Annotated in this window: 27 protein-coding genes and 2 pseudogenes; 21 read left to right on the top strand and 8 right to left on the bottom strand. The window is 64.1% G+C overall.

All coding sequences use genetic code 11. From position 1 onward, the window contains the following. The first annotated feature begins 7 nt into the window (after positions 1–7). On the top strand, positions 8–472 hold the full coding sequence (locus tag GR303_RS25350; protein ID WP_343038494.1) for a DUF1269 domain-containing protein: 465 nt from the start codon (positions 8–10) through the stop codon (positions 470–472). A 260-nt stretch (positions 473–732) separates the two neighbouring features. Here GR303_RS25350 and GR303_RS21945 read toward each other — a convergent pair whose 3' ends face one another. After that, complete coding sequence (locus GR303_RS21945) at positions 733–1593, bottom strand: hemerythrin domain-containing protein (protein ID WP_161726174.1); 861 nt, start codon at positions 1591–1593, stop codon at positions 733–735. A 257-nt stretch (positions 1594–1850) separates the two neighbouring features. On the opposite strand from GR303_RS21945, the gene GR303_RS21940 reads away from it, so the two are divergent. Then, positions 1851–2885, top strand: a complete 1035-nt coding sequence (locus tag GR303_RS21940) for a TerC family protein (RefSeq protein WP_161726175.1) — start codon at positions 1851–1853, stop codon at positions 2883–2885. Between the two features lie 327 nt (positions 2886–3212). On the opposite strand, the gene GR303_RS21935 is transcribed toward GR303_RS21940, so the two are convergent. After that, positions 3213–4175 carry a zinc metalloprotease HtpX gene (locus tag GR303_RS21935; protein WP_161726176.1) on the bottom strand — a complete coding sequence of 321 codons (963 nt, stop codon included), beginning with the start codon at positions 4173–4175 and terminating at the stop codon, positions 3213–3215. Positions 4176–4507: 332 nt separating this feature from the next. Here GR303_RS21935 and GR303_RS21930 point away from each other — a divergent pair, with 332 nt between their 5' ends. The 4 genes and pseudogenes from GR303_RS21930 (at position 4508) to GR303_RS21915 (ending at position 7408) form a co-directional block, all read left to right on the top strand. After that, a complete protein-coding gene (locus tag GR303_RS21930) occupies positions 4508–4720 on the top strand; it encodes a DUF2905 domain-containing protein (RefSeq protein ID WP_201752188.1) in 213 nt (70 codons plus the stop codon). A 181-nt stretch (positions 4721–4901) separates the two neighbouring features. Next, entirely contained in the window at positions 4902–5537 is a 636-nt protein-coding gene (locus GR303_RS21925; protein WP_161726177.1) for a universal stress protein, read from the top strand. A gap of 33 nt (positions 5538–5570) precedes the next feature. Further along, positions 5571–5720: pseudogene (locus tag GR303_RS21920) on the top strand (universal stress protein); the annotation flags it as partial. Positions 5721–6049: 329 nt separating this feature from the next. Next, positions 6050–7408 (top strand): family 1 glycosylhydrolase, encoded by a 1359-nt coding sequence (locus tag GR303_RS21915; protein ID WP_161726180.1) that lies wholly within the window; start codon positions 6050–6052, stop codon positions 7406–7408. 216 nt (positions 7409–7624) lie between these two features. Here the strand turns inward: GR303_RS21915 and GR303_RS21910 are convergent, their stop codons facing one another. Then, a complete protein-coding gene (locus GR303_RS21910) occupies positions 7625–8017 on the bottom strand; it encodes a diguanylate cyclase domain-containing protein (protein WP_161726182.1) in 393 nt (130 codons plus the stop codon). Positions 8018–9013: 996 nt separating this feature from the next. Here GR303_RS21910 and GR303_RS21905 point away from each other — a divergent pair. Continuing rightward, complete coding sequence (locus tag GR303_RS21905) at positions 9014–9403, top strand: response regulator (protein ID WP_161726183.1); 390 nt, start codon at positions 9014–9016, stop codon at positions 9401–9403. 620 nt (positions 9404–10023) lie between these two features. On the opposite strand, the gene GR303_RS21900 is transcribed toward GR303_RS21905, so the two are convergent. Then, positions 10024–10314, bottom strand: a complete 291-nt coding sequence (locus GR303_RS21900; RefSeq protein WP_161726185.1) for an ATP-binding protein — start codon at positions 10312–10314, stop codon at positions 10024–10026. A 522-nt stretch (positions 10315–10836) separates the two neighbouring features. On the opposite strand from GR303_RS21900, the gene GR303_RS21895 reads away from it, so the two are divergent. The 3 genes from GR303_RS21895 (at position 10837) to GR303_RS21890 (ending at position 13191) form a co-directional block, all read left to right on the top strand. Then, positions 10837–12273 carry a Do family serine endopeptidase gene (locus GR303_RS21895; RefSeq protein WP_343232020.1) on the top strand — a complete coding sequence of 479 codons (1437 nt, stop codon included), beginning with the start codon at positions 10837–10839 and terminating at the stop codon, positions 12271–12273. 90 nt (positions 12274–12363) lie between these two features. Next, positions 12364–12492 (top strand): hypothetical protein, encoded by a 129-nt coding sequence (locus GR303_RS25250; protein ID WP_281351551.1) that lies wholly within the window; start codon positions 12364–12366, stop codon positions 12490–12492. A 57-nt stretch (positions 12493–12549) separates the two neighbouring features. Next, on the top strand, positions 12550–13191 hold the full coding sequence (locus tag GR303_RS21890; protein ID WP_343232019.1) for a phosphate-starvation-inducible PsiE family protein: 642 nt from the start codon (positions 12550–12552) through the stop codon (positions 13189–13191). Here the strand turns inward: GR303_RS21890 and GR303_RS21885 are convergent. Next, entirely contained in the window at positions 13103–13624 is a 522-nt protein-coding gene (locus GR303_RS21885) for a DedA family protein (RefSeq protein WP_161726187.1), read from the bottom strand. The genes GR303_RS21890 and GR303_RS21885 overlap by 89 nt on opposite strands. Before the next feature lie 104 nt (positions 13625–13728). Continuing rightward, positions 13729–14907 (bottom strand): YihY/virulence factor BrkB family protein, encoded by a 1179-nt coding sequence (locus GR303_RS21880; RefSeq protein WP_161726189.1) that lies wholly within the window; start codon positions 14905–14907, stop codon positions 13729–13731. Positions 14908–15301: 394 nt separating this feature from the next. Here GR303_RS21880 and GR303_RS21875 point away from each other — a divergent pair, with 394 nt between their 5' ends. The 3 genes from GR303_RS21875 to GR303_RS21865 all read left to right on the top strand — a co-directional run bounded on the left by GR303_RS21875 (position 15302) and on the right by GR303_RS21865 (position 17975). Next, positions 15302–16213, top strand: coding sequence for a YsnF/AvaK domain-containing protein (locus GR303_RS21875; protein WP_201752187.1), 912 nt, complete (start codon positions 15302–15304; stop codon positions 16211–16213). Positions 16214–17073: 860 nt separating this feature from the next. After that, positions 17074–17541: an HD domain-containing protein gene (locus tag GR303_RS21870; RefSeq protein ID WP_161726191.1), complete on the top strand. Its 468-nt coding sequence runs from the start codon at positions 17074–17076 to the stop codon at positions 17539–17541. A gap of 83 nt (positions 17542–17624) precedes the next feature. Continuing rightward, positions 17625–17975 (top strand): hypothetical protein, encoded by a 351-nt coding sequence (locus GR303_RS21865; protein ID WP_161726192.1) that lies wholly within the window; start codon positions 17625–17627, stop codon positions 17973–17975. A gap of 179 nt (positions 17976–18154) precedes the next feature. Here GR303_RS21865 and GR303_RS21860 read toward each other — a convergent pair whose 3' ends face one another. Beyond that, positions 18155–18334 (bottom strand): KGG domain-containing protein, encoded by a 180-nt coding sequence (locus GR303_RS21860; protein WP_161726194.1) that lies wholly within the window; start codon positions 18332–18334, stop codon positions 18155–18157. A gap of 215 nt (positions 18335–18549) precedes the next feature. Between GR303_RS21860 and GR303_RS21855 the strand changes: the two genes are divergently transcribed. The 5 genes and pseudogenes from GR303_RS21855 to GR303_RS21840 all read left to right on the top strand — a co-directional run bounded on the left by GR303_RS21855 (position 18550) and on the right by GR303_RS21840 (position 22342). Beyond that, the gene (locus tag GR303_RS21855; RefSeq protein WP_161726196.1) at positions 18550–18984 is read left to right on the top strand and encodes a hypothetical protein; all 435 of its coding nucleotides are present in this window, start codon (positions 18550–18552) and stop codon (positions 18982–18984) included. Between the two features lie 242 nt (positions 18985–19226). Continuing rightward, a complete protein-coding gene (locus tag GR303_RS21850; RefSeq protein ID WP_161726198.1) occupies positions 19227–19376 on the top strand; it encodes a DUF1127 domain-containing protein in 150 nt (49 codons plus the stop codon). Positions 19377–20959: 1583 nt separating this feature from the next. Then, on the top strand, positions 20960–21667 hold the full coding sequence (locus GR303_RS21845; RefSeq protein ID WP_161726200.1) for a sigma-70 family RNA polymerase sigma factor: 708 nt from the start codon (positions 20960–20962) through the stop codon (positions 21665–21667). A 242-nt stretch (positions 21668–21909) separates the two neighbouring features. After that, positions 21910–22071 (top strand): annotated as a pseudogene (locus tag GR303_RS25555) (hypothetical protein); the annotation flags it as partial. 133 nt (positions 22072–22204) lie between these two features. Continuing rightward, positions 22205–22342 (top strand): hypothetical protein, encoded by a 138-nt coding sequence (locus tag GR303_RS21840; RefSeq protein WP_161726201.1) that lies wholly within the window; start codon positions 22205–22207, stop codon positions 22340–22342. 59 nt (positions 22343–22401) lie between these two features. On the opposite strand, the gene GR303_RS21835 is transcribed toward GR303_RS21840, so the two are convergent. Continuing rightward, the gene (locus GR303_RS21835; RefSeq protein WP_161726203.1) at positions 22402–22593 is read right to left on the bottom strand and encodes a hypothetical protein; all 192 of its coding nucleotides are present in this window, start codon (positions 22591–22593) and stop codon (positions 22402–22404) included. A 247-nt stretch (positions 22594–22840) separates the two neighbouring features. On the opposite strand from GR303_RS21835, the gene GR303_RS21830 reads away from it, so the two are divergent. The 3 genes from GR303_RS21830 to GR303_RS21820 form a co-directional block, all read left to right on the top strand. Next, entirely contained in the window at positions 22841–23014 is a 174-nt protein-coding gene (locus GR303_RS21830) for a DUF6894 family protein (RefSeq protein WP_161726205.1), read from the top strand. Positions 23015–23468: 454 nt separating this feature from the next. After that, positions 23469–24251, top strand: coding sequence for a Crp/Fnr family transcriptional regulator (locus tag GR303_RS21825; RefSeq protein WP_161726206.1), 783 nt, complete (start codon positions 23469–23471; stop codon positions 24249–24251). Between the two features lie 189 nt (positions 24252–24440). Continuing rightward, positions 24441–25713, top strand: a 1273-nt coding sequence (locus GR303_RS21820; RefSeq protein ID WP_161726208.1) for a PAS domain-containing protein, incomplete at its 3' end; no start/stop codon positions are given.

The following is a 25713-nucleotide window of genomic DNA, read 5'->3' as shown; positions in this document are numbered from 1 at the left end:
TGCCCGCATGGGCAGGAGGCACCATCGGGCAGGACGGACCAGCCGTCTCAGGAGCGACACGGAGGAAACGGATGGCAGAATTGTTGTAGTAGGCTTCTGGGATCCGTACGAGGCGGATCGGGCCGTAACCGAGCTGGTGCGCCTGCAGAAGGAGTATCTCATCGCCCTGGAGGACGCGGTGGTGGCGATCCGCGGCTCGGACGGCAAGCTGCGCCTGAAGAAGAGCGTCGACGTGGTGGGCGCCGGCGCGGCCTCCGGCAGCCTTTGGGGCGCCATGTGGGGCTCGCTCGTCGGCATCATCTTCATGAACCCGCTGATCAGCCTGGCCACCGGCGCGGCGCTCGGCGCCCGGGCGGGAGCGCTGTCCGGGAGCTGGGCCGATTACAGGATCAGCGATGAGTTCATCCGCTCCACCGGTGAGGCCGGGCAGCCCAACATCTCGGCGCTGTTTGTCCTTGTCCGCCAGGTGTAGCCGGACGGGGTGCTGGAGGAGCTGAAGTGTTTCCGCGCACGTGTCCTGCGCTCGCTCGTCCCTCTCGCCCGAGCAGGAGGCTCGGCCTCAAGGCGGCACTGTCAGGTTCCAACGGGTCGATGCCCGGCCGCACCAGCACCGCGCCCGAGACAACCAATGAGGCAGTTCCCGGCACCGGCGGCGACCCGACCGCTGCCATGGCGCCAGGAGCCTGGCCGTGATCCTCCGGCCATCGGCCCACCGGGGACGGAGCCACGAGATCAGCGTCGCGCCTCCTCGCGGCCCCTTGTCGTGATCGCCACCACGCGTTCGCGGACCGGCCCTTGGCGTCTGGCGGAGCGCACGAGCCCCTGCCGCTCAAGATTCGCCATGATCGAATAGGTCGTCCCAAGCGGCAGGCGCAGGCGCGCAGAGACATCCTGGACCGACGTGCGCGTGCGTTGTGCGACGTCCTTCAACACCTCGGCCCCGTATTGGCTCATGGTTCGCATGCCGCGGCCGGTAAGCCGATTGAGCACTGGGGACCGCGACAGGAGAAGCTGCATCGGCGTCTGCGCCGTCAGACCTCGTAGAGCGCCGGTGCGCCAAGCCGCAAAGGCAAGAGCCCCCGCTGCCGCGCCGACCAAAGCTCCAAGCAGCAGGCCGGACGAGGGCAGGTCCCAGCCGCGATGCCGCGCCCGCAGCGCCTCGATGTTCTCCTCCACATACTCTTGGCGGAGTTCGCGAACCTCCTCCTCGTCCAGGATCTCGCGCGCCAGCGGCAGGAGCTCGTGCTCCTCGCGATGGAAATGCCCCTCGATCAGGGCTGCCAGATCACGGAACCTTTGGGTCCAGTCCTGGCTCCCCTTGTCCCGCATGCGGGCAAGCTCGGCGAGCCGGCGCTTGATCTCCTCATGCTCGTGTTCCAGTTCGGCGGCGAGGTGTTCGGCGCGATCGTGGTCCTCAAGCGTGTCGTAGAGGCTTTCCTCCTCCGCCTCCAGATGCCGACGGAGTTCGGTCTCGAGTTCGCTGAACAGGCGCTCCCGGCTCCGGACGCCGCCATCGGGGAAGGCCCGGGGAATCTCTCCGCAGAGGTCCGCGATGTTGGCGTGATCGTTCGCAATCAGCTGCCAAAGGTCCATAGCGTCACTCCTTTGAGCGAAAGCACGTACTAACGGGAGCGAAACAGGGGCAGTTCCGGTCGGTCGCCACGCCCAAGGGCCCGCCTCGGAGCTGTTTTGCACGTCCCGTGACCCCGAGACGGCCCTCTCTTCACCCTCCTTCGCGAGAGCTTTGACACGGCGGGCTGCACCCTCTTCCATCGATGAACCGGGAAGGGTCTGGGAAGTTTATGGGTCGGTCGATCGTTACGTTCTTCATGGCTGAAGGATGACCGAAGATGGGAGGTGACATCTGGCTGTGGGTGGCGTTTGCAGTCCTCGTGGCGGGGCTCCTCGTGCTCGACCTCGGCGTCCTGCACCGGGAGGCGCGCGCCATCGGTGTCGCGGAGGCCCTGTGGTTGAGTCTGGGCTATATTCTCCTCGCCCTCCTGTTTGGCGCCGGGGTGTACTGGTTCCTCGGCCGGCAGGCAGGCGTCGAGTTCCTTACGGGCTACTTCATCGAAAAGTCGCTCTCCATCGACAACATCTTCGTCTTCGTCCTGATCTTCTCCAACTTCGGAGTGCCCGCCGCCTACCAGCACCGGGTCCTGTTCTGGGGCGTGCTCGGCGCCCTGGCGCTGCGGGCCGTGCTGGTCTTCGCCGGCGTCCAGCTCCTAGATGCGTTCGCCTGGATGACGCTGGTCTTCGGCGCGTTCCTGATCTTCACCGGGATCCGAATGCTGTTCGCGGCCGAGGGGACGCCCGATCTCCAGAACAACACGGTGCTGAAGCTTCTCCGCCGCCGGCTGCCGGTCACGGAGGACTACGAAGGGACGCACTTTCTGGTCCGGCGGAACGGCGCGCTGTACGTGACGCCGTTGTTCCTCGTGCTGGTGATGGTCGAGTTCACCGACCTGGTGTTCGCCGTCGACTCCATACCGGCGATCCTGGCGATCACGCAGGACCCGTTCATCGTCTACACGTCCAACGTGATGGCGATTCTCGGGCTGCGGGCGCTCTATTTCGCGCTCGCCGGGATCGTGAAGCGGTTCGTCTACCTCAAGTATGCGTTGTCGCTGATCCTCGTGCTGGTGGGCATCAAGATGACGGTGAACCATCTCTACGGCGGCAAGGTCATCCCCACCGAGGCTGCCTTGCTTGCCACCGCCGTCCTGATCGTTGGAGCGATCGGGCTGTCCCTGCTGCGGACCCGCGGTCGCGAGCTGGCGGATGAGGTCAGGATGCCCACCGGTTGGGTGCCGGGCAGTCGGTCGCACCCAGACGGGAAGCGGCGGGCGCGCCAGATGCCGGAGCGCGCCCCCCAGTCATCCTAGGCGGTGCTCCATATCGGTTCGTCAGACCGGCCGGAGCACATCGTTCTATCGGTCATGAACGAGCCGGGTCTCCATCCGCCGCGCAGGCGGCAGAGGCGCCACCGGAACGTTCAAGAACTTGGCCGGCCATGCGATCCATCGGCCGGAACCGCGCCCGGGAGCAGGAAGCTGCCGGTTCGGTTGGCGACGGGAAAGCGCAATGAGCGAAGATTGACCTGGGACGTGCCCCTGCTCGGCGCGCTCCGCCGCTGAACCCCGAATTTGCAGGAGAACGGCCGGGCAGTCAAATCCATCGGGCGAGCCGGCGGAACCGCATTGGAGACCCGCCTAATACCAGAGGCCTGTTGGGTGCCAATGAGGCCTCCGGTGCGGAGGATCTAAGCGGGAAGGCAGGATAACGGGGCTCGGGTCAAATTCCTGCTCGGTAGGCCCTACTCTCAGAGCCAACAATCGCTCGATGCGCTTGCGTGTATCCGGATGCGTTCGCAGCAGCGAGGGGTGGGGAATGCGCCGGCCCGGAAGGAACAGGGTCTCCAGCAGGCCGCCCTCGTAGCGTTCCAGCTTTGCCAGGGCCGACGCAAGGCCGAGCGGGTCGCCCGTAAGCCCCGCCGCGTCGAGATCGGCATCGTATTCCCGCGTCCGCGAGAGGGCGAGCTGGAGCAGGCTGGCGAGCGTCGGCGCGAACACGAGAAGGATCACCAAGAGCCAGAGCACGGCGTTCCCTTCGACCAGCAGGACCGGCAGGCTCGCCAGAAGAAGGATCACTCCGGCAAGGGACATCGCGGCAGTCACCCGGTTAATGACGTCGGCGAGGGTCATGATCCAGAGGTCGTTGTTGCGGATGTGGCTGACCTCGTGGGCCAGGACACCGGCCAGTTCGCGCAAGGTGAGGTGCCTCAGGAGCCCGTCCGTGACTGCGATCGCCGCCTCGCTCTGTGTGCCCGTCGCGAAGGCAGTCATCATCCGGCTCGGGACGTAGAAGAGCGCGGGCGGCTGCGAGAGGCCGGCACGGTCCGAGATCAGCGCGAGAGCTTGGAAGAGTGTTGGCATCTCGTGGGGTCGGATCGGCAGGGCCCCGTACATGCGCAGGGTGAGCCAGGGTGAGACGTAGGGGGTGAACAGAAGACTGATGCCGCCGGCGAAGAGCGCCCACGCAACCGCCTCCCCGCCCGCGACGATCCAGCCGCAGGCCGCTAGCAGTGCCCCCATGCCACCGATCAGGAGCAATGACTGGATGCGGTTGCGTCGCTTGTGGCGAAGGCGCTCTCGCTCGTTCAAAGGGCTGATCATGACAGGCTCTGGTGAGTTCGGCAGGGCTTCGCTCTCTTGAATCCAGGGGCAGGACGATCTCGTGACGGTAACCCGGGCCGCATGAAAAAGTGTCACGGACCGCGTGGCGGAGAGCACTCGCTGCTTCCCCCTTCCAGCCGGTGGGATCTCACCGGACGAGCGGCAAGTCGCTGCCGCGGCGGATGCTGCGGTGAAGTTGGAAACCTTCACATTCGCCTGCCCTCACCCGATCCGGCGCAGTTAGGCCGTTGGCATGAGCGGGGCGCGATGCTTGACCTCGGACATCCGCACCACCACGTCGACAGGTGTGGATTCTCGCATCGGAGGTGCGCATGGAGATCTCGCGCATACTGATTGGGCTGGGGCTCCTGCTCGTGCTCGTGGGCCTGCTTTGGCCGGTATTGGAGAAGCTGGGGTTCGGTCGCCTTCCGGGTGACGTTTTGATCCAGCGGGATGGCTTTTCATTGTATGTGCCGTTGGCAACCAGCATCCTTGTGAGCCTGATCCTCAGCTTGGTCCTGTGGGTGATTAACCGCTGGTCCTGAGCAAAGGCAGAGTGCCGTGCGAGGCACATCAAACCCGCAACAACCGAACGGTGAAAGATTGCTGACGCACAACTAACGCTGGTGAGTCCGATTTCGGCATCCCCGAGTGGCTGTGTCGATGGAAGCCCAATACATCATACAGTCGTCGTTAGACCTTGTCGTAGCGGGAGGGGACGTTCCCATGGCTATCAAAGACGTCGTTGTTGTGCTTGATCCGAGTTCTAGAACGGTTGGACCGTACGCGGCTTCATTGGCCGCCCTGTTTGGAGCGCACCTCACGGCGACGATGCTCGTGCACGACCCGACCACGAGCGTCGCATGGCCTGAAGCATCCGTCCCCGTCCTGACCTCGGTTCTTGAGGCCTCGCGGGAGGAGGCGCGTCGCACCCTTGAGGGGTTTGCTACGACAGCCCAGGGCCTTGGCGTTGCCGTCGAAACAGAGCCAGTCGAGGTCACGCTTGGCTTGCCCGGTCGTGCGCTCGGCCCTCTAGCACGGCACTTCGATCTCGCGGTGGTCGAACAGCCGAACCCAGACGCGCCGGGCGACCGGGAGATGATGGTGGAATCGGTCCTGTTCGAATCCGGCCGACCTGCCCTGATCGTCCCTGACGTGCCGATCACACCGTTCCGGCTTGAGACCATCCTGGTTGCCTGGGACGCCAGCGCCACGGCGGCGCGTGCGTTCGGTGACGCGATGCCGTTTCTGGAACGAGCCAAGTGGGTCGAAATTCTCACGGTCGCCGATGAGCCGAGCGAGACCGAAGCCTCCGGCGAGAGAATGGTCCGCCACCTGGAGCGCCACGCCATCCATGCGTAGTTCCGCAGGCTTCCCAGCGCAGGGGACGTTGCAAGCACCCTGTTGTCGCACGCCTTTGACGTACAAGCCGACCTCATGGTGATGGGCGGCTACGGCCACTCCCGCGTGCGCGAATTCATCTTGGGCGGGGCGACGCGTGGAAGCCTCGAAACCATGACCCTGCCGGTGCTCATGTCGCACTGATCCGGCCGCCAATAGCACGCTGCCGCGTCCCTAAAACCGGCCGAACTTGGCACAAGGAGGATCCGGCGCACGCTGCCGCGCCAACCATGGATGGCTCAGAGACCGTTCCGACGTCCAGGCGGATAGGAGCCGCCGAACTCTCAGGGCAGTTCCAGGGTTGAGGGCCTAAGCTCGCCATCATTCCAAACCGTTGAGCTTGGCTGCTCATTGGCCCGGAATGAGGTCGGCGGACCGCGGTGCGTGGCGGAATGAACGAGGTCGATTGAGCATTCGCGTGGAGCCGATCGCACAGGTGGAGCGTTTCCGGCCTGTCACAGGGGAAGAAGCCCATGCAGGATGTCACCCGTAGCCCCTCGCGTCAGGCGGGAGCCAATCGGCAGCCGACCCGAACCCCTCTTTTCCTGTTTGCGACCGGCATCGAGAACAGCTATCCCACCATCCAGAACGGCCGGGTGCGCCGGGACCAGATGGAGGAGTGCGGCCACTACCGCTTGTGGGAGCGGGACTTCGATCTGCTTGAGGAACTGGACGTCCGCTTCCTGCGCTATGGCCCGCCCCTCCACCGGACGTTTATGGGCCAAGGCCGATACGATTGGGAGTTCGCCGACCTGACGTTCGCCCGGCTGAAGGAGCGCGACATCGTTCCCATCGCGGATCTGTGTCATTTCGGCGTGCCGGAGTGGATCGGAGACTTCCAGAACCCCGACTTCCCGGCGCTGTTTGCCGAATACGCCGGCGCGTTCGCGCGCCGCTTTCCTTGGGTCCAGCTCTACACCCCCGTCAACGAAATGTTCATCTGCGCCACGTTCTCTGCGGCCACGGGGTACTGGAATGAGCAGCTGAAAAGCGACCGGGGTTTCGTCACCGCCCTCAAGCACCTCGTCAAGGCAAACGTGCTGGCCATGCATGCCATTCTGGAGGAGCGGCCCGATGCGATCTTCATCCAGAGCGAATCGACCGAGTATTTCCACGCCGAACACCCGCAGGCGATCAAGCCCGCGGAGATCCAGAACGCCCGGCGGTTCCTATCGCTCGACCTGAACTACGGCCGCCCGGTTGACTCGGAGATGCACGAGTTCATGCTCGACAACGGCATGACGCGGGAGGAGTACCACTTCTTCCTCGACAACAACCTGCGCCACCACTGCATCATGGGCAACGACTTCTATCACACCAACGAGCACCGGGTGGATCCCGGCGGGCACATCCGGCCCGCCGGCGAGGTGTTCGGCTATGACGAGATCACGCGCCAGTACCACGACCGCTATGGCCTGCCGGTGATGCATACTGAGACCAACTTCGACCAGGGCCCGGAGGGTGACGAGGCGGTCGACTGGCTTTGGAAGCAATGGGCCAACGTCCTGCGCGTGCGCAACAATCGCGTGCCCATCGTCGGCTTCACCTGGTACTCGCTCACCGACCAGATCGACTGGGACGTTGCCCTTCGCGAGCAGCGGGGCCGGGTGAACCCGCGCGGGCTGTACGACCTCGACCGCACCATCCGGCCCGTTGGGGAAGCCTACAAGAGGCTTTTGTCTCAGTGGCGCGAGGTGCTGCCGACTCAGAGCGTCTGCCTGTTTGTGCCGGTGGTGTTGCCGAGCGAATACGATGAACCCATGGCCGTGCGGCGGCGCGAAGGCTGGCGTCGCTATTACCGCAGCGAGATGAAGGCGAAGAACGCAAATTGATAGGAAACGCGCCAGGGGCTGAGCGCGGTATGCCCCTCTTTGGATGCGGAACGAAAGCCGGTCCCCACCGAGCAGTCCTGACCGCTCGAAGCGATCAATCTCGAAGACCTCTTCTTCGGGCAGCTTCATCGCAGGAGGAGCGGCCCCATCAACCTGAGCTTTTCAAACTCGACACTTAGCTTCAGTCTTTGCCCTTTCAGCTCGAAGGCGGGCATGTCAACGCGGTTGAGCCCGTTCACGCATGCAAATGGCGTCGACGGTCCGCGCTCGCTCTTCATAAGCCCTAGGCGCGATGGGTGCCAACTCCTCTCCACCAAGCTGGCCGGCCATGCCGTAGGCGGACAAGCGGGTTGTCATGAGGACTCCCACCCCCTGCAGAACGGCGTCACCGGCCCGAAGCCTATAGGTGTCGTTGATGCTCTTGAAATGATCGATGTCGGTGATGGTAAGGACCACCGGATGCGGGGCTAAAGCTTCTCTCGTCTCCATGAGAAAGCGACGATTTGGCAATCCGGTGAGCACGTCATGCCGGACGCGGTGCTCATAGTCGCGTTCGGCCTGTATGGTGGAAATCAAGATGACGCTGAGGCGATAGACGGCCTGGCCCATGGCGTAGAGGTAGAAAGGGGATCTGAAGCGCCGTTCGCAACATGATCGGCTCACCCGACCACACAGCCCCGAGCCAAGCTGGACCGAAGCTCAGCGCGATCATGGCCGTGGCCAGGCAGGGCGCGGCGAAGCTTCGCAAGCAGGTGCCGCCCATCATCGCGGCTGACGAGAGACATTCCAGAGTGGTGACGATCCAGTCGCCGCTCAGCAAACTCATAAAGGTCTCCGCCCCTACGCCGAACGCCCTCTGGAGGGCCAGGACAACGTAGAGGTCCGTCCGCGTCTTGCGCCGCTGGTCGGCCGCCCGGTAACCCGACAGGATCAGGTATGTGCGCGCATACCACGAGGATGGGTCCTTGGTAGAGGCTGTGAAAAGCGCTCTGATGGGCCGTGGAGCCGAAGCTCCTAAGCAAGAACCAGCGTTTACCGTTTCGCCACACCTGCAGTTTCTCGACCACAGCTGAACCACCGCGGAAGCGCACGGGGAGTGCAATAAAATCCGTGCCAATGGGGGCCCTTCTGGTCCTGACAGCGAACCTTGCCGATCTCGCCTGTGTGACGTAACTCCTGCGTCAGGTGAGGGGCGACGCAGAGGGCTCGATCAGGAAACGGGTCGAGCCGCCATCACCAGCTGCTTGGTCGCCAAAACGGGGCGAACCGAGGAGCCTTGCAGGCGTGGCACCCAAGCGCGACAGGATCCGGCCCCCATGAGATTGGCTTTTCAAAGCTCAGCAAAGGTCGCTCGCAAGGCTCCTGGCGAGCCAAGGGGCTCTCCTTCTTGGGGCGGCCGTGAGATAAAGACGCTCTGCTCCGGGATCTGCGCACCGACGCCGCCACGAGCTGCACGGTTGCGACGAAAAATGGAAGGGACAGAAACTTGGCGGTTTAGTAACCGCAACGGACCTAAACTCCCTGCGGATGATCCACTTGGCTGGTGGAACGAAGCTGCCCCTTTTTGGTTAGGCCCCCATGAGCGAAGCTGTTTCAGAAACCCGCATGACGGTCCTCGTTGTGGAAGACCAGATCCTGGTCCGGATCTTCGCCGCCGATTTCCTTGAGGACGCCGGGTTCAAGGTGTTCGAGGCTGCGAGCGCCGACGAGGCGCTGACCGTTCTGGAAGCGCGGCCCGACATTCAGGCCATTGTGACCGACGTGGAGATGCCGGGCTCGATGGATGGCTTTGGGCTGGCCCGCACGGTAAGCGAGCGGTGGCCGGGCGTGAAGGTGATCGTCACCTCAGGCCGCAGGCAGCCGGGGGCGGATGAGCTGCCGGAAGAGATCCCTTTTCTCGCCAAGCCCTACCTACCGACGACGGTCGTCAGCCTGATCCGGCAGATGGCCACCCCTCAGCTCGTTGAGGCTCCAGCATCGGGTGCAATCGGCTAGCCGCTGAGCCTCCCCTGGGAGCCATCTGGAACAAAACTGGGCCTCACGCGCTCGTGCGCGGCAGACGTCGTTTTCTCGGTGAATTCCTATGACTGTCGTTTTGCGGCAGGCCGGGCAACGATCGGTAGTGCCGGGTACTTGCCCCTTCAGGGAACCCTCCAGTACCTGAATGCGCCTTAACGATCGCACGAGCGGACGCGTCGAGATGGTCAACCAGATGGGTGGCGAGCTGCTCGACGGCAGCCTAGTGAGCCCAGACCAAGGCGATCGCCTCCTTATAGGTGGCGTTCAGCTCGTGCTTGACCTCCGCCAGCAGGTGGGGCGGGAGATTGAACGGCGACAGGCTTGTGACAAGATACACCAGCGGCGTCGGACGGTCAAGCCGGACGCCGCAACCATGCGCACCGCGAGGCGGGTCGCCATGGCCAAGTCCGCCTCCTCGGCGTCCCCCGCTCCGCGCTGGCCCCGCGAGCACCACCTCCTCCGTCGTTCACCCGGCTGGCAGGTAGAGCAGGATCTGGCGGGCGACCTCGATGGTCATCGGCTGCTCCGGCCTTCCAGTCACCCGGGCAGTGCCGGCGTGTCCGCCATGCCCGCTGACGGAAGCCACCGCCGCTACGTCATGCCCAGCCTCGTGTGCGGCACACCGGCGGCGAAGCTCCGGGGAAACGGCGTAGACGCGGCTGCTTAAGGTCCGCTCCGGGCAGATCCGATGCCAGCTTCTGCCGCAAGGTTTGAGCCAGCTCTTCCGTGCTCGGAAACAGAACGTGGATCACGCGTTCGAGCCATCCGCTTCGGAGGAGCGCAGGATCGACGGCTTTCGGAAAGTTGGTGACTCCGATCATCACCACGCCGGGCTGCGGCCTGAGTCCGTCGACCTCCTCGAGGACGTAGCCGATGAAGGACGCCAAGTACAATCTGTAGGAATGGCCCGAGGATGGAGACTGGGGCGGTGTGAAGATCCGGAGTAGCGTGCTCGATACACTACGTTCCTCGGAAGGCGAATAGATCGCGCGCCTTAGAAAGCACTCCACCACAGTGTTGCCTGCGAGGCACGGAAAATCAGGCGTTCTCGCACCCGGATCGGCAGACGCTCTATCAGCGGCTATCCTTGCAAAACTTCCTTATGACAGCGGTACGACCAAAGGTCCGCACCGCGAGCCATTGTCATCCTGCATGTCTGACTTCGCTTGAGAAGTTCCTATGGAGCTGCTCGCGCTACGCAGGTGATCGAGCGACAACTCCCATCACGCCCTCGCCAAGTACCTGAGGGGCAAGCCGGTTCGGCGTCGGACATGATTGCCCGCATCTATGACGGGTGCAGCTGCGAATGGGCGCGGCCTTGGGCAGGCACACGGAACCTGAGGCTCTGAACAGCATTCATTCTGAACCTTGAGCGCCGATGCAGAGCGCCGAGCCGCCACGAGGTTCGCATGATGCATGACAGTAGATTGCCCGCGTTCCTCCGAACCGGTGTGATCGGAGGTGTTCTGCTGCTTCTTGCTTCCGCCGTTCACGTCCCTTCCCACGCGCAGCCGGCGCCGACGGATTTCACCGCTATCGTGAAGCAGAAGATGCCGGCGGTGGTTGCGGTCACGACGCGGCAGCGGGTCGAGGAACGGCGGCAGCGGGCGCAATCCACGCCGGACAATCAGGATCTACCCGAGCTTTTCCGCCGTTTTTTCGAGGAGCGCTCCAGCCCTGAGCGGCTGCAGCCCCGGCAGGGCCTCGGCTCGGGCTTCGTGATCAGCGCTGACGGCTACATCGTGACCAACAACCACGTCATCGAGGATGCTGACGACATCCAGGTCGCCTTCGGTGAGAACGGTCCTGTTCCGGCTAAGCTAGTGGGGCGGGATCCGGCCACCGACATTGCCGTGCTCAAGATCGATCCGCAGCCCGACATGGCCGTCACCACCTGGGGAGACTCGGACGCGGCCGAACCGGGCTCTTGGGTGATCGCCATCGGCAGCCCCTTTGGTCTGGGCGGCACCGTCACCGTCGGCGTGGTCTCAGCGCGCTCGCGGGACATTCAGTCGGGGCCCCTGGACGACTACATTCAGACCGATGCCGCCATCAACCGGGGAAACTCGGGCGGTCCCCTGTTCAACGCCCGTGGCGAGGTGATCGGCGTTAACACCGCCATCTTCTCGCCCGTGGGAGCCAACATCGGCATCGGCTTTGCCGTGCCGTCGCGCACCGCCCAGTCCGTGGCCGAGCAGCTCATCCGCACGGGCCGGGTCGAGCGCGGCTACGTCGGCGTGCGTCTGCAGGAGATCACCCCGGCGATCGCCCAGGCGCTGGGACGCTCGGACGACAAAGGCGTGCTGGTCGCCTCGGTGGAGCCGGGCGGCCCGGCCGAGAAGGCTGGGATCAAGACGGGCGACGTGATCATCCGCATCGGCGACCAGACAGTCAACAGCGGTCGGGATCTCACCCGCGCGGTTGCGAGCCTAAAGCCCGGAACTCAGGCTCGCCTGACAGTAGTGCGAGGCGGCACGCCGCAGGAGGTTCCGGTGATCGTCGGCCAGCGCCCCGGTGACCAGACCGCAGCCCTGACTGGGCCTCAGCAAGACACCGAGGCAGACGGCAAGCGGCTTGGCGTGGCTCTGGCTCCCATCGATGAAGCAGCGCGCCGCCAACTCGGCGCGAACGTGAGCGGCGTGCTCGTCCAGCGGGTGCAGCCCAACAGCCCGGCGTCTGAAAGCGGGATTCGGCCCGGCGACGTGATCGTCTCCGCCAACAATCGGGATGTGACCGAGCCGGCTGATGTGGCGCAGGCCTGGTCGCAGGCGCAGAAGGACAAGAGGCCGGTCCTGCTGCGCATCATGCGTGATGGCCAATCGCTCTTCGTCGCCGTTCCTGCGTAATACATCTGTCGACAGGAAGAAAAGACGAGGGCCGGCAGTCCGCTGACTTCTTTCCGATCGAGCTTTGGCTTGCTCGGAGAGAACGGTTCGTTGCTTTCGTTCCCCCGCGAGATGAACCGCCTCTTCGACAATGCCCTGCGCAGCACGAGCCTACCCTGGGCCGGCGGGTCGAACAACACTCCGGGCGGCGTCAACACCCGAGGCGCGGGCCCTGCATGATGCAGCCATGCGACGACGGGATTGCCCCGGAACCATAAGGACCGACCCCGCTCGGCGATGGGCTCAGGCCACGCCACGGCAGCCGTGGACCACGCCCTGCGCGAGACCCACGAGGCATGGCCCGGCCTGAGCCCATACGGGCGCATCGAGCAGATCGTCTCGCCCGTCCTGACCGCCCCGATCATTCTGATGATCGCGGTGGCGTTGGTGAACGTGGCGTTCCGGATTCTCATGCTAATGCTGTTCGGCCTACTCGACCCAGCCGAGACCGGCGTGTTCCAAGTCGTCTTCGACATGATCTCCACGGTGCTGATCGCCCTGGAGTTCAACCACTCGACCATCGGCGTCCTGCATCGCAAGGAGTGCATCTTGCAGGTGCGTACCGTGGTGTTGATCGCGCTGCTGGCCCTTGTGCGCAAGTTCATTATCCTGGACGCCACCAAACACCGAGCTGTTCACCATCATTGGGTTGGCCAAGGCGATCCTGGCGCTCGGCTCAGTGCGTTGGCTGGTGCGCGACCAAGACCGGAAGGATGCCGCCGGACGGAAGCAGGGACGGGCCGCAGCGGAGTCGCCGGAAACTTCCGATCCGCTGCGGCCCGACATCAGGTCACCACCCCAGATACTCCGACAGTCCGGCTCCCGGAGCGAGAAGCGCGAACGCCCAAACTAAGGCGGAGGCTATGTTCACCGCCATGAACAGGGGCACCTGCATGCCGAAGACACCTGCGACTAGGGGAACCACAGCCCGTGCCGGGCCGAAGAAGCGGCCGATGAACACGCCCCAGAGGCCATGGCGGCAGAACAAGCGCTCGCCTTTGCCGACGAGCTGCGGATGGGTCGAGAGCGGCCACATCTTATAGATGGATGTCTTGAAGCGCCGGCCCAGCGCATAGGATACCATGTCGCCAATGGCGGCTCCGACGGCAGCGCTGAGCCAGAGCGGCCAGAACTCCAGGTCGGCCACCCCGATGAAAGCGCTAATAGCAATCAGGATTACGGTGGCGGGAACGAACAGCGACAGGAAGGCCACTGACTCGCCGAACGCCAGCGCGGCGACGATGAACGGCGCCCAGGATTGGTTCTGCCGCACGAGTTCGACAATGGCGGACTGGTTCGCCTCGAAATTCATGGAGTGCCGCATCCTCCCGTGCTGATCCCACCAGCAGACAAGCAAGGGCTCCGCATGTCCCATTCTCTTCTGCGCCTCATCCGTGGTCTACCTGTAACGCGGCCTTAAGCCTTGGCCGGCCCGATGTTGTCAGCCATCTGGGCGCCGCGGGTGCCCATCGGGTGGGGCGGCCCCTCGGTGGTGTCCTTAGCAGTCTGGTGCTCCATCTCGGCGTTGAGCTCGGCGCCTAGCAGCACGATGATGTTGGAAATCCAGATCCATGTCATGAAGCCGATCACCGCGCCCAGCGAACCGTAGGTCTCGTTGTAGCTGCCGAAGTTCGAGACATACCAAGAGAACAGCATCGAGCCGACCAGCCATAGCACGGCGGCCACGACGCCGCCGGGCGTCACCCATTTCCATTCCGCCTTGTCACGGCTCGGGCCATAGCGGTAGAGCACCGCCAGCCCCGCGACCACTACGGATAGGAGGATTGGCCAACGGGCCAGGGAGAGCAGCCATTCGACCCCGCTGCCCAGACCCATGATGTTGAGAAGGATCGGCAGCACGACGATGCCTGCCAGGGCGACGAGCACGAACGCGATGGCGGCGAGCGTGAAGGCGAGGGATTGAAGGTTGAGCTGGATGAAGCTGCGCTTCTCGTCCTCGTCATAGACGATGTTCAGGGCATCGAAGACGGCCTTCATTCCCGCATTGGCGCTCCAAAGCGAGATCGCCAGACCGATGATGAAGCTGAGCCCCAGCGTGCCGCCGCCCTGCGAAGCAATCCGCTTCACCTGCTCTCCAACAATCTCTACCGCGCCGCCTGGCAGCACGCCCGAGAGCGCGCTGAGGTGGTTTTGGATCGTGGCCGGATCGGCGAAGAGGCCGTAGATCGACACCAGCGCGGCGATGGCGGGAAAGATGGCCAGGAGGGCATAGTAGGTCACACCCGCGGCGACCGACATCAGCCGGTCGTCTCTGAATTCCTCGTAGGTCCGCCACAGGACGTCCTTCCAGCCAAGCGTCGGGATCTCGGTAGGCGTGGCCGCCTCGCGCCCGCGCCCCGGCTCGTGCGCCGCCCGGGGTGGCATATGCATCCTCCCGCCGAACCCAGCCGTTCGGTCGGCGGATACGTTCTTGCGATGCCCCGGGGCTGGCGCGATTGAGGTCTGGGGTTGCCGTGAGCCCCCAACCACAAGCCTGAGTAGCGCCCAGCCCAGGACGGCAGCTCCGAGCGTCGACAGCAGCGAGGTAACTTGCCCCTTGCCGGGTTGCGGTGGCGCTGGGTTCGTCATCGGCATGGCGAAGGCACTTCATCGGCTGAACGGCCAATGCCCGAGCTTGGCCGCTGATCCAACTTTGAGCCAGGGCCAGCGGTTCCATGACAGGACGATGACTGTTAGGGCGTGACCGGGACCGGGCCCTTCAGGCAGTGCCGCGCTTGTGGGGCCGGGTAAGGGCGCCAACCTGACCTGCCATCCGCCTCGAGGTCCGCTTGGCTCGCCGGATCCATGGAACCGGAATCGGGACGGCACATTGGAAGGTCACGGGCCGAGCCGATCGCCTGTATGGCCGCTTTCCTGCGCAGACGGTGTCCTGCCGACGCCCAGGAGGGCATCTGCCGTCGGACTTCGCCGGCTCGGCCGAACCGAACGAACGGGCCTGATCTCTTACAGCCTTGCAGGAGCCAACCTCATGTCCAAGACCGTCACGTGCCTCTACCAAGACCGGCAGAAAGCCAACGAGATCGTCGGCCGCCTGGAGCAGGCCGGCGTCTCGCGCGGTGCCGTCAACATCTACTCCGACCATTCCGACAACCTGATCGACGACCTAGAGGACGCGGGCGTGCCTCGCTCCGACGCCCACGCCTATGCAGAAGGCGTACGCCGCGGCAACGCGCTGGTCGCCGTTGAGTGTGATGACGACGAGGTTGACCGGGTGGTCGACATTCTGGATGACGATGGGGTGCTGGACCTCGATGAGCAGCAGACCTCTTGGCGTTCCGAGGGATGGCGGGGTTATGACGCCTCGGCCTCTGGCAGCACCAGAGGTGGACTTGGCACCGTCGCGGCCGGGCTGGCCGGCGGCCTGACGGGGTCGTCCAGCACTACAAGGTCGGACGTAGACATGGGCAGCGACGTCACCGGATCTGCGGACATCACCCGGGCTAGCACCGATTCGACCGCCACGGGCGGGCGGGACACGGTCATTCCGGTGGCCGAGGAGGAGCTGCACGTCGGCAAGCGTGAGGTCGGCCGCGGCCGGGTTCGCATCCAGTCTCGCGTCGTCGAGCGCCCGGTGCAAGAACAGGTGACCCTGCGGGAGGAGCGCGTCGATGTCGAGCGGCGCCCCGTCTCGGGTGAGTACCGCGAGGGTACGCTGGGCAGCGATCCCTTCCAGGAGCGCACCATCGAGGTGGAGGAGCGCGGCGAAGAGGCGGTGGTCTCCAAGGAGGCCCGCGTGGTCGAGGAGGTGGTGGTGCGCAAGGAGGCTGAGACCCGCACCGAGACGATCTCCGACACGGTGCGCAAGACCGAGGTAGACGTCGAGGACGAGCGCAACGTCCGTGGCACTGGCACCACAGGCTCGACCGACCGCACCCGCTGATCAGGAAAAGGCTGAGGCCCGGTCCTGGGCCTCAGCTCACCTCGCCACCTCGTACCTCAGGCGCAAGCCGGAGCTGCTCTTCACTCGTTGAACCATCGGGCGCGCTCCGCTCTACGACGGCGCACTTCGTCCGAGGCTGCCGATTCTGTTACCGGTGCTTTAGATCCCGATTCGACGGATTGGTGATCCGGTCTCCTCTCGAGGGACGTTCGCAGGATCCGGCGCTGCTAGGCGTCTCTCAGTTCCTGCCTCAGTCCAGGTCTCGGTCTTGGGAGGGTGTGCCAAATCGGCAGCCTGCACGCCTTGCCTACACCGGCGACAAGGGCCATCCCATAGATGTAAATTACGCGTGAAAAGCTCTCGTCCACCCCACATTTTCCGGATACGGCGTTCCCGTTGATGAAGATGTGCTGTTGACTTCATGTGGAGGCGACCTGCCTTGGGGCGGGGCTCCCTGTCCCATGGCCACAGGCCCTCGCCAGCGCCGCCGGCCTGACGCGGCGCCCGGTCATCCGAGCCCTTCAGGTCCACGGCTGCCCCATAGGGCCCGTTGGCAACGAGGGCCGACGGAACCCGTCTATTGAGTCTGCCTCCCGTTGCCGCTCCTCATGTCTGGCGCCCATCATACGGATGATCCGCACGGTATCCGTCACGCGGCAGGGCTTGGCGAAGCTGCTGGCCTTCATGCCCTCGTCGATGCGCCACCCAGCGCGGGTCGGCGCTCTTGATCGGCCTTAAGGCGACGCGCGCCTAGTGGTGCTATTCAGACCCCATGCTTGGCTCAGACCTCTGGTCGCGGCATCGGGAGGCAGTTCGACCATGACCGGCTGCCGAAACCGGACTGCAGCGAGGAGACTTGAATGATGGCGATGCCGGCAATTGTGGCGGGCGAGTCCGGCAAGCCTCTCGCCGACGATTTCCGGCGCCTGTTTGGCCCGCCCGGTCAGTATGAGGCCGAGCGGCTGGACGGCATCGCGCAAATGGCCTTGGAATGCCTCAGCAAGAGGGATGCTCTCTGCCACCACCTCGGTCATACCGTCCTCGCTACCCAGGTCGCCCGCGACATCCTGCGCGGGTGCATACTCACCGAGCGCCTTGAGCTGCTGGACTACTCCCATCTCCTCGTCGCCTGCCTGCTGCACGACATCGGCTACGTCCGCGGCGTTCTGAAGGGTGACGACAAGGATCGGTTCGTTGCGGACGCGAGCGGACGGACCGTAAGCCCTGGAGCGCGGCGCCTCGGACGCTGCGCTCGCCCCCTATCATGGCGACCGCTCCAAGCTCTCCAGCATGGAGCGGCTTGGGAATTTACCGCCGCTCGATGCTGAGCGGGGGGCGGGCGATCGAGTTCCCCCGCTTCCCCTCATGCCAGCCCGGCAATGACATGCGGAAGGACCAGGAGGGGAGGCTCGTGCAGGCGGTCAACCTGATCGGCCAGCTTGGCGATTGGCTCTACCTGAAGAAGGATAATGCGCTTTTTTCGAGCGCGAGTAGATCGGCTTTGACCGTCAGTTGGGCTACGCTTCCTGAACGACTTGGTCGAGCCTTATGCCGACTTCTAATGGTCCAGCGGCTCGCCGCACCTGGAGAAGGCCATCGGCTACCTGAACGTGACGGCGCGGGCCGTCAGTGGATCGCCAACCTGCACAGCCACGTGTTCCGCACCCAGCATGCCTACGCCCTTATAGACCGCAGCGATAGAAGGGAAATTGGCGTGGCATCGGCCGACCGGATGGCCTTCGAAGGTTGCTCGCTCGCCTGAAGGAGAGGGACGGCTCGGCCGACGCCTGCAGCCCTTAGAGCGGCATAGTTGCGAGGTAACCACTGGGCAGGGCCAGGAGCCGGACGATACGCCAGATTTGGGTGATTTGGCCGCCGCCAAATCGGAGCCGGCATACATCGTTTCTGACCTTGCCTGAGCATATAGGCCGGTTCCACGGGCTAGCGTGTGCCCTCCACGTTCGGCGAAGTCAAACCGCCCTTGCGCCTCACTTGCGCGACGAGGTCACTGTTCCGGGAGAACGAGCGCCTTTCCGCAGGAACGCTCTTGACGCCCTGGCTGGTGATCTCACGCTGCTTCTGCGGGTCCATGGAGGCGAAGCCAGGTCGGCATGTGCTCATGCTCTGATCTCCGTCTGAAGGGGAAGAGATGCAAAAGGCCGGAATACATGCGACAGGTTCGAGCTAGACTAGACCCATTTGAGCCCTTGCTTCGGGCGTCCCACGGCGGGAGGCGCTTCTGCGGGGCGTACCCCCGCTACGAGCTACTGCCGAGGAATAACGTCGCGTCATTCATGTCACGTCAGGGGGACGATAATCATACAGTGGAGACGCAGGTGCCCGTCGAATTGCCACGCTTTGGCTCAATCCTGCTTTGGTCCTGTGGCGGTTTGGTGCTGATGCATTCAGGATTGTCTTCTGCGCTGACCAGCCGAGTCGGCATCGAGGAGGGCTACATGGGTGAGTGGAACACGGTTTTCGAAGGCGAAATAGAGGGACACCTAGTCACGGTGAAGGTCTATCAAAGCACCGGTGAGGTGGACTGCGAGGATGATGGGGGCCCTGCGGTGCGGGTCACGACGACGTCCTTTGATGACTATCCCGGAATCCCGGAGGAAGAGGACGGTGACACCCTCCTGGTCGAGCGGGAGGGGGCCGGACGCCTCGTTACGCTGGAACCTTACAGCCTCAATGACCTGGAAGGTGAGCTGATGGAGGTCGGGTTTAGCCCGGCGGCCGCCGCCACGATTGTCAGCAAGGTTCCCGTCTGAGCCGGTCGGGAGCCGTAAACGATCGGTAAACGCCGCCCATCTGTTCCATGCTGCTCCAGCATGGCTGGGCCGACCTTACCTGGGTTTGTCTGAGGCTAAAGGCGGTGTAGATGCCCCTCCTCCATCACGGCCTCTCGTGATGGGTTTCCTCCCTGAACTCCGCCACCGGTCCGGTGGCCTCTTCCTCGTGGCCTGCGGGCCGCGCGGCTAAATTCGTGTGCGTTTATTATCGAGGTTGCAGCATGTTCCTGTCCATCATTCTCGCCAGGTTTCGTCAGTGGCGCCGTTCGCGCGAGACAGTGCGACAACTCTCTGCCCTCTCGGATCGCGAACTACTGGATATCGGGATCTCCCGATATGACATCGCCCAGGTTGCCCGCAGGGGACGCTAGCATCCCGGCACAGCGAATGAAGATGCGCCTCTAAAGAAAGGAAGAAGGGGCGAGGCGAAAAGAGGGCGGCGCCGTGCCTGCCCTCGCCTCAGGCCAACCAGCATGGCCTGACGTCGAGCACACGGGCATGACGCATCGAAGACCATGGCGAGACGGATGTCCGGCTGCGTTCTGCCGTAGCCTTCCACCGGGTGGATGTTCTCACTTTATGGCAAGGAGAAGCGCAACTTCGGCGACCGTCGGGTTCGGGCATCCGCTGCAATCGATCGGAACGGATACGACGACTTCCCTCCCCAAGGCAGAAGTCCTTGCCGGCAGGATCCGAGCGCACGGGAGGTCAAGACGTATTTTAGCTTCCTCCAATTCTCTGATGAGGTTGCATGCCGTCTCCCTGGCCTCATGCCAGTCCTTGGCGCCCCGGGTTGCCAATGCCATCTCCCCCTCGAACCTAGATTTGTAGCCGAGCTTAATAGCTAATCGTTAATCTGGCGATTTCGTTTCACCACTGCTAATGGCCGAGCACGACACCCCTGGGGAACGGTTTTGGCCCGGACGCAGGGACGGGCAGTCTGTGAGCTTGGATGACCACATTCGGGAAAGAGCATCGTTCGTTGAAGACGAGGCCTAGGATAAGGCAGGACGGTTGGCGACGTATCCAGGAATCCGAGGTCCTGAAGGGCTGAGATGAAGGTGGGGCCGGAGGCGGGCTCCTCCCCGTGCTCGACTGCAAGCGGCTGGATGAGCTGAGTGCTTCCAGGTTGCCACGGCCTTTGATCCTGCCGGACGGCAACCCCGTAGACATGAGCGGCCCCACGCACGATAGGCGTCGCGACCTGGAGGAGAACCACGCGGCATAGGATCTGTCGGCACCCTCCACCTCAGGCCGCTGCGTCCGGCCTGCAGTCTGCAACGGGTTCCAGAGGATGGGGGACAGCCACGCGTTGGAGGTCGTGCCAAGCTCCGGCGGGACCAGGGTGGAGTTCGCCTTTCGCCCGCAGGTAGATTCGTGAAGGTCTCAGATGCGCGGCTCGATCGGATCACCTCCGTGATTTGGTAGAGCTTCGGCAGGGAGCGAGGCACCGGCGCCGTTCTTGAGAGTTCTGGCGGCAATGGGCTGGATGCAACGATCGCCAGCATGCGCAGATCGCTGGCCTCCGCCAGCCCGGCCATATCGAAGCCGTCGAGAGTCCAAAGAGGAATTACGTCCGTAACACCACATGAATGTCGACGCGCCTCCGGATGATCCTGGCGACCGCGTAGGCCGAGGATGTTTCCAAGACCGCGAACCCTTCGCTCTCGAGGACATGGGCGGCCATGCACGGATGTCGGGGCCGGGCTCAATCGCGAGGGCGACCGCTCATTGGGCGGAAGCATTGATATCTTGTATGGCGGAAGAGTTGATAGGGCGGTAGTTCACAGTAGCCCGATGTCTGAGATTGTTCCTCCGGCATTGACACTCGACCAGGCATGAGCCCGGCGATGGAAGGGATGGTAAGCCAGGACCAGGCAGGGGCTAGGCCGTTGTCCCTCCGGCGAGTTTGATCACGGTTGAAAACGGTCCAGCTCGTTACATCTGTTTGGGAATGAACAAGACCAGTACTGACGCACGTTCCGCTCGAACCGGAAACGCCATCCTGGACATACGCATCCAGGCGCATCTCGGCCTCCAGCTGCGCGCCCTGTACGGTGATCCCGCCGCCGAGAAGCTGCCCCACAGCCTCGCTCGGCTCGCTGACCGCGTTGCCCAGGTCATCCGCGCCCACACGCACCCGAGGGATCAAGTCTTCGTCGACGGGATTATGGCCAGCCTGGCGTCGCTCCGCTCCTTCGCTGTCTCGCTCACCCGCGATGTTAATCGCGCCGAGGACCTCGTCCAAGAGACAATCCTGAGGGCCATCAGCCGACAGGAGAGCTTCGAGGCGGGCACGAACCTGCAGGCCTGGCTCTTCACTATCCTGCGCAACCTATTCTTCTCCGCCCATCGCAAGAGCCAGCGGGAGGTGGAGGATGCCGATGGATCCCATGCCGCGGCGCTGATCACGATTCCGGACCAGGAAGACAGGATCGTCGTGCAGGATCTTGAGGCGGCCCTGGCGAAACTGCCCAAGGAGCAGCGCGAGGCTATACTGCTCGTAGGAGCGGAAGGCTTGTCCTACGAGGAAACTGCAGAAGCTCTCGGGGTGAAGGTCGGCACGATCAAGAGCCGCGTGAACCGGGCTCGGAATCGTCTGGCAGAACTCATGGGGCTCTCGGGCGCCGATGGCATCGCCAGCGACCGCGGCGGGTCCTGAGGGAGACGTCGCTGCGTCCGTGATGCAGTTCAGCCCGGGACAGGTGGAGCGTGGCCACACCTCCAGGCATCTCCCGAGCTGAGAGGGGCCGGAGATGTCAGAAGTTTCGAAGGCGTCGAACAACCGCTGAGCGGCTCCGGTAGTCTTGAGCTGCCTGCGGCTCCACCTCCTCGACGATGGGGAGACCGATGCCCCGTCACGATTTCCACCTGCAACCCAAGGAGTAGTTCGTCTACGACGAGGAAGGGGTCGGCCTGCCCGATCCTGCGACCGCGCAGGGAGCCGCGGACAAGGTCGCGGCGGAGCTCCGCGGGGGCTGCTGCATGAGATTAAGGACGGCGTGCTGCTGGACGGTCGCGGGCACCGATGGGGGCGACCGGCTCATCCATGTGACGGCGCTGTAGCATGGGCGATGACCATGGCGACGGACGATGCACTGAGGACCGAGTTCGCGGACCTGCGCGCCCTGTTCCGGCAGGCTCCCGGCCACATGGCGGTCCTGCGCGGACCGGGCAAGTCTTCGCCCTAGTCGACGATATGTTCCAGCGCACCCCTGCAAGCGCCTTCGGCACGCGGCTAATCGAGCGCAGCCTGCCGCAGGACCTCGGCGGAGAGGCCCGAATCGAGTTCGTCCCGACGAGAGTCATCTGCACGATCGACCACCCGGTCCAGTAGGTCTCCGGGCGCTGCCGCACGCCGTCTTTGGCGTGAACCAAACGGATGCTCCGTCGCGGTCAGGTCTCTTTGCGCCCGAGTTCGCGCTCGACCCACCGCAACGCGAGCAGCAGGTCTATCTGTTCGTCGGGGATGGGCTGTCCCTCAATCTCCGCGAAGATGGCCTGGAGGTGGGAGCCGATGTGCTCCCGTGCATCGGGTCCCAACCGCGGATCCGTGTTCTTTTGATCTGGATTTGCCTCGGTACTCATCGGGTTCCTTGCTCGTACACCGCCCCCGCCGACAGCGGCTATGCGTCTTGCCTGGGATCATCCCCGAATATGGTTAATGGTCCGTTACCGCTCCCTGGCGCAGTCCGGAGGTCCGGCCCGGCTCCCAACCGCTCGTGAAACGCCACTCTGGTCCTTCTTTTACCGCCGCGCTGATCCATCTCAAGGCGGCTCCCCGCCTTCCCGTGCTGTCCAGGCAACGGGTGATGCACTGGCTAGAGGGACCGCCATGGCCCGCTACTTCTTCGACGTACATGACGGAGCGTACTTCCAGCGCGACGACGAAGGCACGGCGCTCGACGGCGAGAAAGCTGCAGTCCAGTCGGCCTCACGCTCGGCGGCTGAGATCGGGCCGGCTGGCAAGAGGGAACACCTGAGACGTCGTCATCCGGGTGCGGGATGAGCACGACTGCCGGATCTGCACCGTGACCGCCTCGATAAAGATCGATTGGCACCACTCGTCATAGCGTATCTGACGACACCGGCGTGAACTCAAGCAGGGTCGCTCCGGCCGATCAGCGCATCGCCGCCTTGGACAGCCTTGACAGGTTGTCGGCCAATTCGGCCTGTCGGGAGGGCTTGGTCAGGCGCATTCGAGATGCCTCTCATAAAATACCGTCACGCGTCGCTCTACTGAACAATGGCCGCAATGAGCCGGATCTGGCCCAGCGAGCGCTTCATCCTGTACATGACTTTACATCTGCCTCACCGGTTATCAATCCGATGCGATTTCCGGCAGGCTAAGTCGAGTACTCGACGGACAAGCGTGACGTTTTCTGACACAGTGCCACGCTGCACCCTGTGGGTTCGAGGAAGGGCAGCGCCGAGACTGCCCCGGCCACGGGATGGGGACCCTGATGAAACAACCTTTGACCCGCCCCACGGAGAGCAACGCATCCGTTGGGCACCATCTGGTCAGCAACCGCCTCCTGGCCTCGCTGCAGCCCAGGGACCGGGCGCTGCTCGACTCGTATCTCGAAGCCGTAACCCTGTACCAGGGTGAGGTGCTGTTCGAGCCGGGCGACGACGTCACGCGCACCTACTTTCCCTGCGCCAGCACGATGGTATCCTTTGTCGTGGTGATGCAGAGCGGGCGGGCTGCCGAGGCCGCAACCGTCGGGCGCGAGGGGGCCCTCGGCGGCATCGTGTCTTCAGGCTACAAGCCGGCCTTCACCCGAGCCGAAGTCCAGATCCCGGGCCCGGCTCTGCGGATTGAGACCTCCCGGCTGGAGGAAGCCAAGGAACGCTCGGCCACCCTGCGCGACCTGTTCAGCCGGTACGCCGACGCTCTCCTGGCACAGATCATCCAGTCGGTGGCATGCAATGCGCTGCATTCGCTCGAGGCCCGCTGCTGCCGATGGCTGCTCACGACCCAGGACCGGGTCAACAGCGCCGAGATCCCGCTGACCCAGGAAGCTCTGGCCGAGATGCTCGGGGTCCAGCGCACCACGGTCACATCGGTGGCGCGGGCCCTGCGGGCGCGCGGCCTGATCCGGTATGCGCGCGGCCAGATCGTCATCCTGGACCGGGCCCGCCTGGAAGGCGCGGCCTGTGAATGCCATTCCGCGGTCAAACAGCACTTCGACCGCGTTCTGCCCGAGGTCAAACCGCAAAGCATCCTCCTCGCGCCCGACGGCTGATGCGGGGCCGCCATCGCCCTTAGATCCACCAACTTCTGAGACCCCGCTCCAGGTGCCCCAAGCACGATGAACCGTAACCGATCCGCTGCGACACCTTTCCACTCTGGAAATGACCATGCGCTTCCCGAAGGGCATCTGCTTGCTTTGGCCGCGGAAGCAGCGGAGGTCGGCTTATGGTGGTTCGATCCCGTGGCCGAGCGTCTCGACGGCAACACAGTGTTCCGGGAAATTCTGCTCGGCCAATCCGGCCGCGACGACCATCCCTGGCCCGTGGCGGGGGGCACCCTCCTGGGCCAAGTACATCCGGAGGATCGGGAGCGGATTCGCAACCGGGTGCGCGCCGTCCTCCGCGATGGCATGGGAGCACGTTTTAAAGAGAGCTTTCGGTTGCTGCGCTCCAAGTCCGATGACACGGTCCGGGTGATCGCTGCCGGGAAAGTGATTTTGCCTGAAGCGAGTGATCATCGGAATCGGACGCACAAGCCTTATCTTGCAGGGACGATCCGGGCTCACTCACGGGAGGATCAGTCCTCGGCCGGAATCGTGACCGACATGGCGCGCCTTGAGGCGATCCTCAACACGATGCCGCAGATGGTCTGGTCGGCGCGGCCGGACGGATACCACGATTATTACAACGACCGCTGGTATGAGTTCACTGGCGTCCCCTACGGCTCGACGGATGGCGAGGCATGGAACGGGATGTTCCACCCGGACGACCAAGCCCGCGCCTGGGAGCGGTGGCGGCAGTCGCTCGCAACCGGCGCGCCGTATGAAATCGAGTACCGGCTGCGTCGGCATGACGGCGAATACCGTTGGACCCTCGGCCGCGCGCTGCCAGTCCGTCGACCGGACGGCACCATCGAGCGCTGGTTCGGAACCTGCACGGATATCCACGATCTCAAGACGTCGGAGGAGCAGCGGGAGCTGATCAGCCGCGAGCTGTCGCACCGGATCAAGAACATCTTCGCGGTGGTTACCAGCCTCGTGGCCCTCGCGTCCCGGAAGGACGAAGCCGTCAGGCCCTTTGCGACCGCCCTGGTGCAGCGCCTGAACAGTCTCGCGCATGTGCACGCGTACATCCAACCGCACAACCCGTTGAACGAAGCCGATCCAGCGAGCCGGACGGTCCTGGGTCTCCTGCGTATTCTCGCCCATCCCTACATGCACGAGCAGGATGGCCGAAGCTCATCGGATGATGCCCGGCTGGCGATTGCAGGCGACGACGCTCCGGTTGGTGCTGGGGCGGGCACTGCACTGGCGCTCATCATCCACGAGCTTGCGACCAACGCCGTCAAGTACGGCAGCCTCTCGCGTCCGGAAGGGTACGTCACCATTCGAGGAGAACTCCTGCCAGACGATCAGTTCCGGCTGACTTGGCAGGAACGTGGCGGTCCACCGGTTCAGGGACCGCCAGCCCACCGGGGCTTTGGGACAGTGCTCGCCGATCGCGGAGCGACCGGGC

The organism is Microvirga arsenatis (assembly GCF_009910705.1).
Classification (GTDB): domain Bacteria; phylum Pseudomonadota; class Alphaproteobacteria; order Rhizobiales; family Beijerinckiaceae; genus Microvirga; species Microvirga arsenatis.
Note: the sequence above shows the minus strand (reverse complement) of the source record. Positions and strands in the feature narration are given on the sequence as shown.

Excerpts from the sequence above, each read along its gene's own strand:
- GR303_RS21925 (WP_161726177.1), top strand. The coding sequence starts at position 4,902 with ATGGCTATCAAAGACGTCGTTGTTGTGCTTGATCCGAGTTCTAGAACG.
- GR303_RS21850 (WP_161726198.1), top strand. The coding sequence starts at position 19,227 with ATGTTCCTGTCCATCATTCTCGCCAGGTTTCGTCAGTGGCGCCGTTCG.
- GR303_RS21945 (WP_161726174.1), bottom strand. The coding sequence starts at position 1,593 with ATGGACCTTTGGCAGCTGATTGCGAACGATCACGCCAACATCGCGGAC.
- GR303_RS21940 (WP_161726175.1), top strand. The coding sequence starts at position 1,851 with ATGGGAGGTGACATCTGGCTGTGGGTGGCGTTTGCAGTCCTCGTGGCG.
- GR303_RS21875 (WP_201752187.1), top strand. The coding sequence starts at position 15,302 with ATGTCCAAGACCGTCACGTGCCTCTACCAAGACCGGCAGAAAGCCAAC.
- GR303_RS21840 (WP_161726201.1), top strand. The coding sequence starts at position 22,205 with ATGTTCCAGCGCACCCCTGCAAGCGCCTTCGGCACGCGGCTAATCGAG.
- GR303_RS21915 (WP_161726180.1), top strand. The coding sequence starts at position 6,050 with ATGCAGGATGTCACCCGTAGCCCCTCGCGTCAGGCGGGAGCCAATCGG.
- GR303_RS21930 (WP_201752188.1), top strand. The coding sequence starts at position 4,508 with ATGGAGATCTCGCGCATACTGATTGGGCTGGGGCTCCTGCTCGTGCTC.
- GR303_RS21885 (WP_161726187.1), bottom strand. The coding sequence starts at position 13,624 with ATGAATTTCGAGGCGAACCAGTCCGCCATTGTCGAACTCGTGCGGCAG.
- GR303_RS21890 (WP_343232019.1), top strand. The coding sequence starts at position 12,550 with ATGGGCTCAGGCCACGCCACGGCAGCCGTGGACCACGCCCTGCGCGAG.
- GR303_RS21825 (WP_161726206.1), top strand. The coding sequence starts at position 23,469 with ATGAAACAACCTTTGACCCGCCCCACGGAGAGCAACGCATCCGTTGGG.
- GR303_RS21935 (WP_161726176.1), bottom strand. The coding sequence starts at position 4,175 with ATGATCAGCCCTTTGAACGAGCGAGAGCGCCTTCGCCACAAGCGACGC.
- GR303_RS21845 (WP_161726200.1), top strand. The coding sequence starts at position 20,960 with ATGAACAAGACCAGTACTGACGCACGTTCCGCTCGAACCGGAAACGCC.
- GR303_RS21910 (WP_161726182.1), bottom strand. The coding sequence starts at position 8,017 with ATGGGCCAGGCCGTCTATCGCCTCAGCGTCATCTTGATTTCCACCATA.
- GR303_RS21830 (WP_161726205.1), top strand. The coding sequence starts at position 22,841 with ATGGCCCGCTACTTCTTCGACGTACATGACGGAGCGTACTTCCAGCGC.
- GR303_RS21880 (WP_161726189.1), bottom strand. The coding sequence starts at position 14,907 with ATGCCGATGACGAACCCAGCGCCACCGCAACCCGGCAAGGGGCAAGTT.
- GR303_RS21895 (WP_343232020.1), top strand. The coding sequence starts at position 10,837 with ATGATGCATGACAGTAGATTGCCCGCGTTCCTCCGAACCGGTGTGATC.
- GR303_RS21905 (WP_161726183.1), top strand. The coding sequence starts at position 9,014 with ATGACGGTCCTCGTTGTGGAAGACCAGATCCTGGTCCGGATCTTCGCC.
- GR303_RS25350 (WP_343038494.1), top strand. The coding sequence starts at position 8 with ATGGGCAGGAGGCACCATCGGGCAGGACGGACCAGCCGTCTCAGGAGC.
- GR303_RS21860 (WP_161726194.1), bottom strand. The coding sequence starts at position 18,334 with ATGAGCACATGCCGACCTGGCTTCGCCTCCATGGACCCGCAGAAGCAG.
- GR303_RS21870 (WP_161726191.1), top strand. The coding sequence starts at position 17,074 with ATGATGGCGATGCCGGCAATTGTGGCGGGCGAGTCCGGCAAGCCTCTC.
- GR303_RS21835 (WP_161726203.1), bottom strand. The coding sequence starts at position 22,593 with ATGAGTACCGAGGCAAATCCAGATCAAAAGAACACGGATCCGCGGTTG.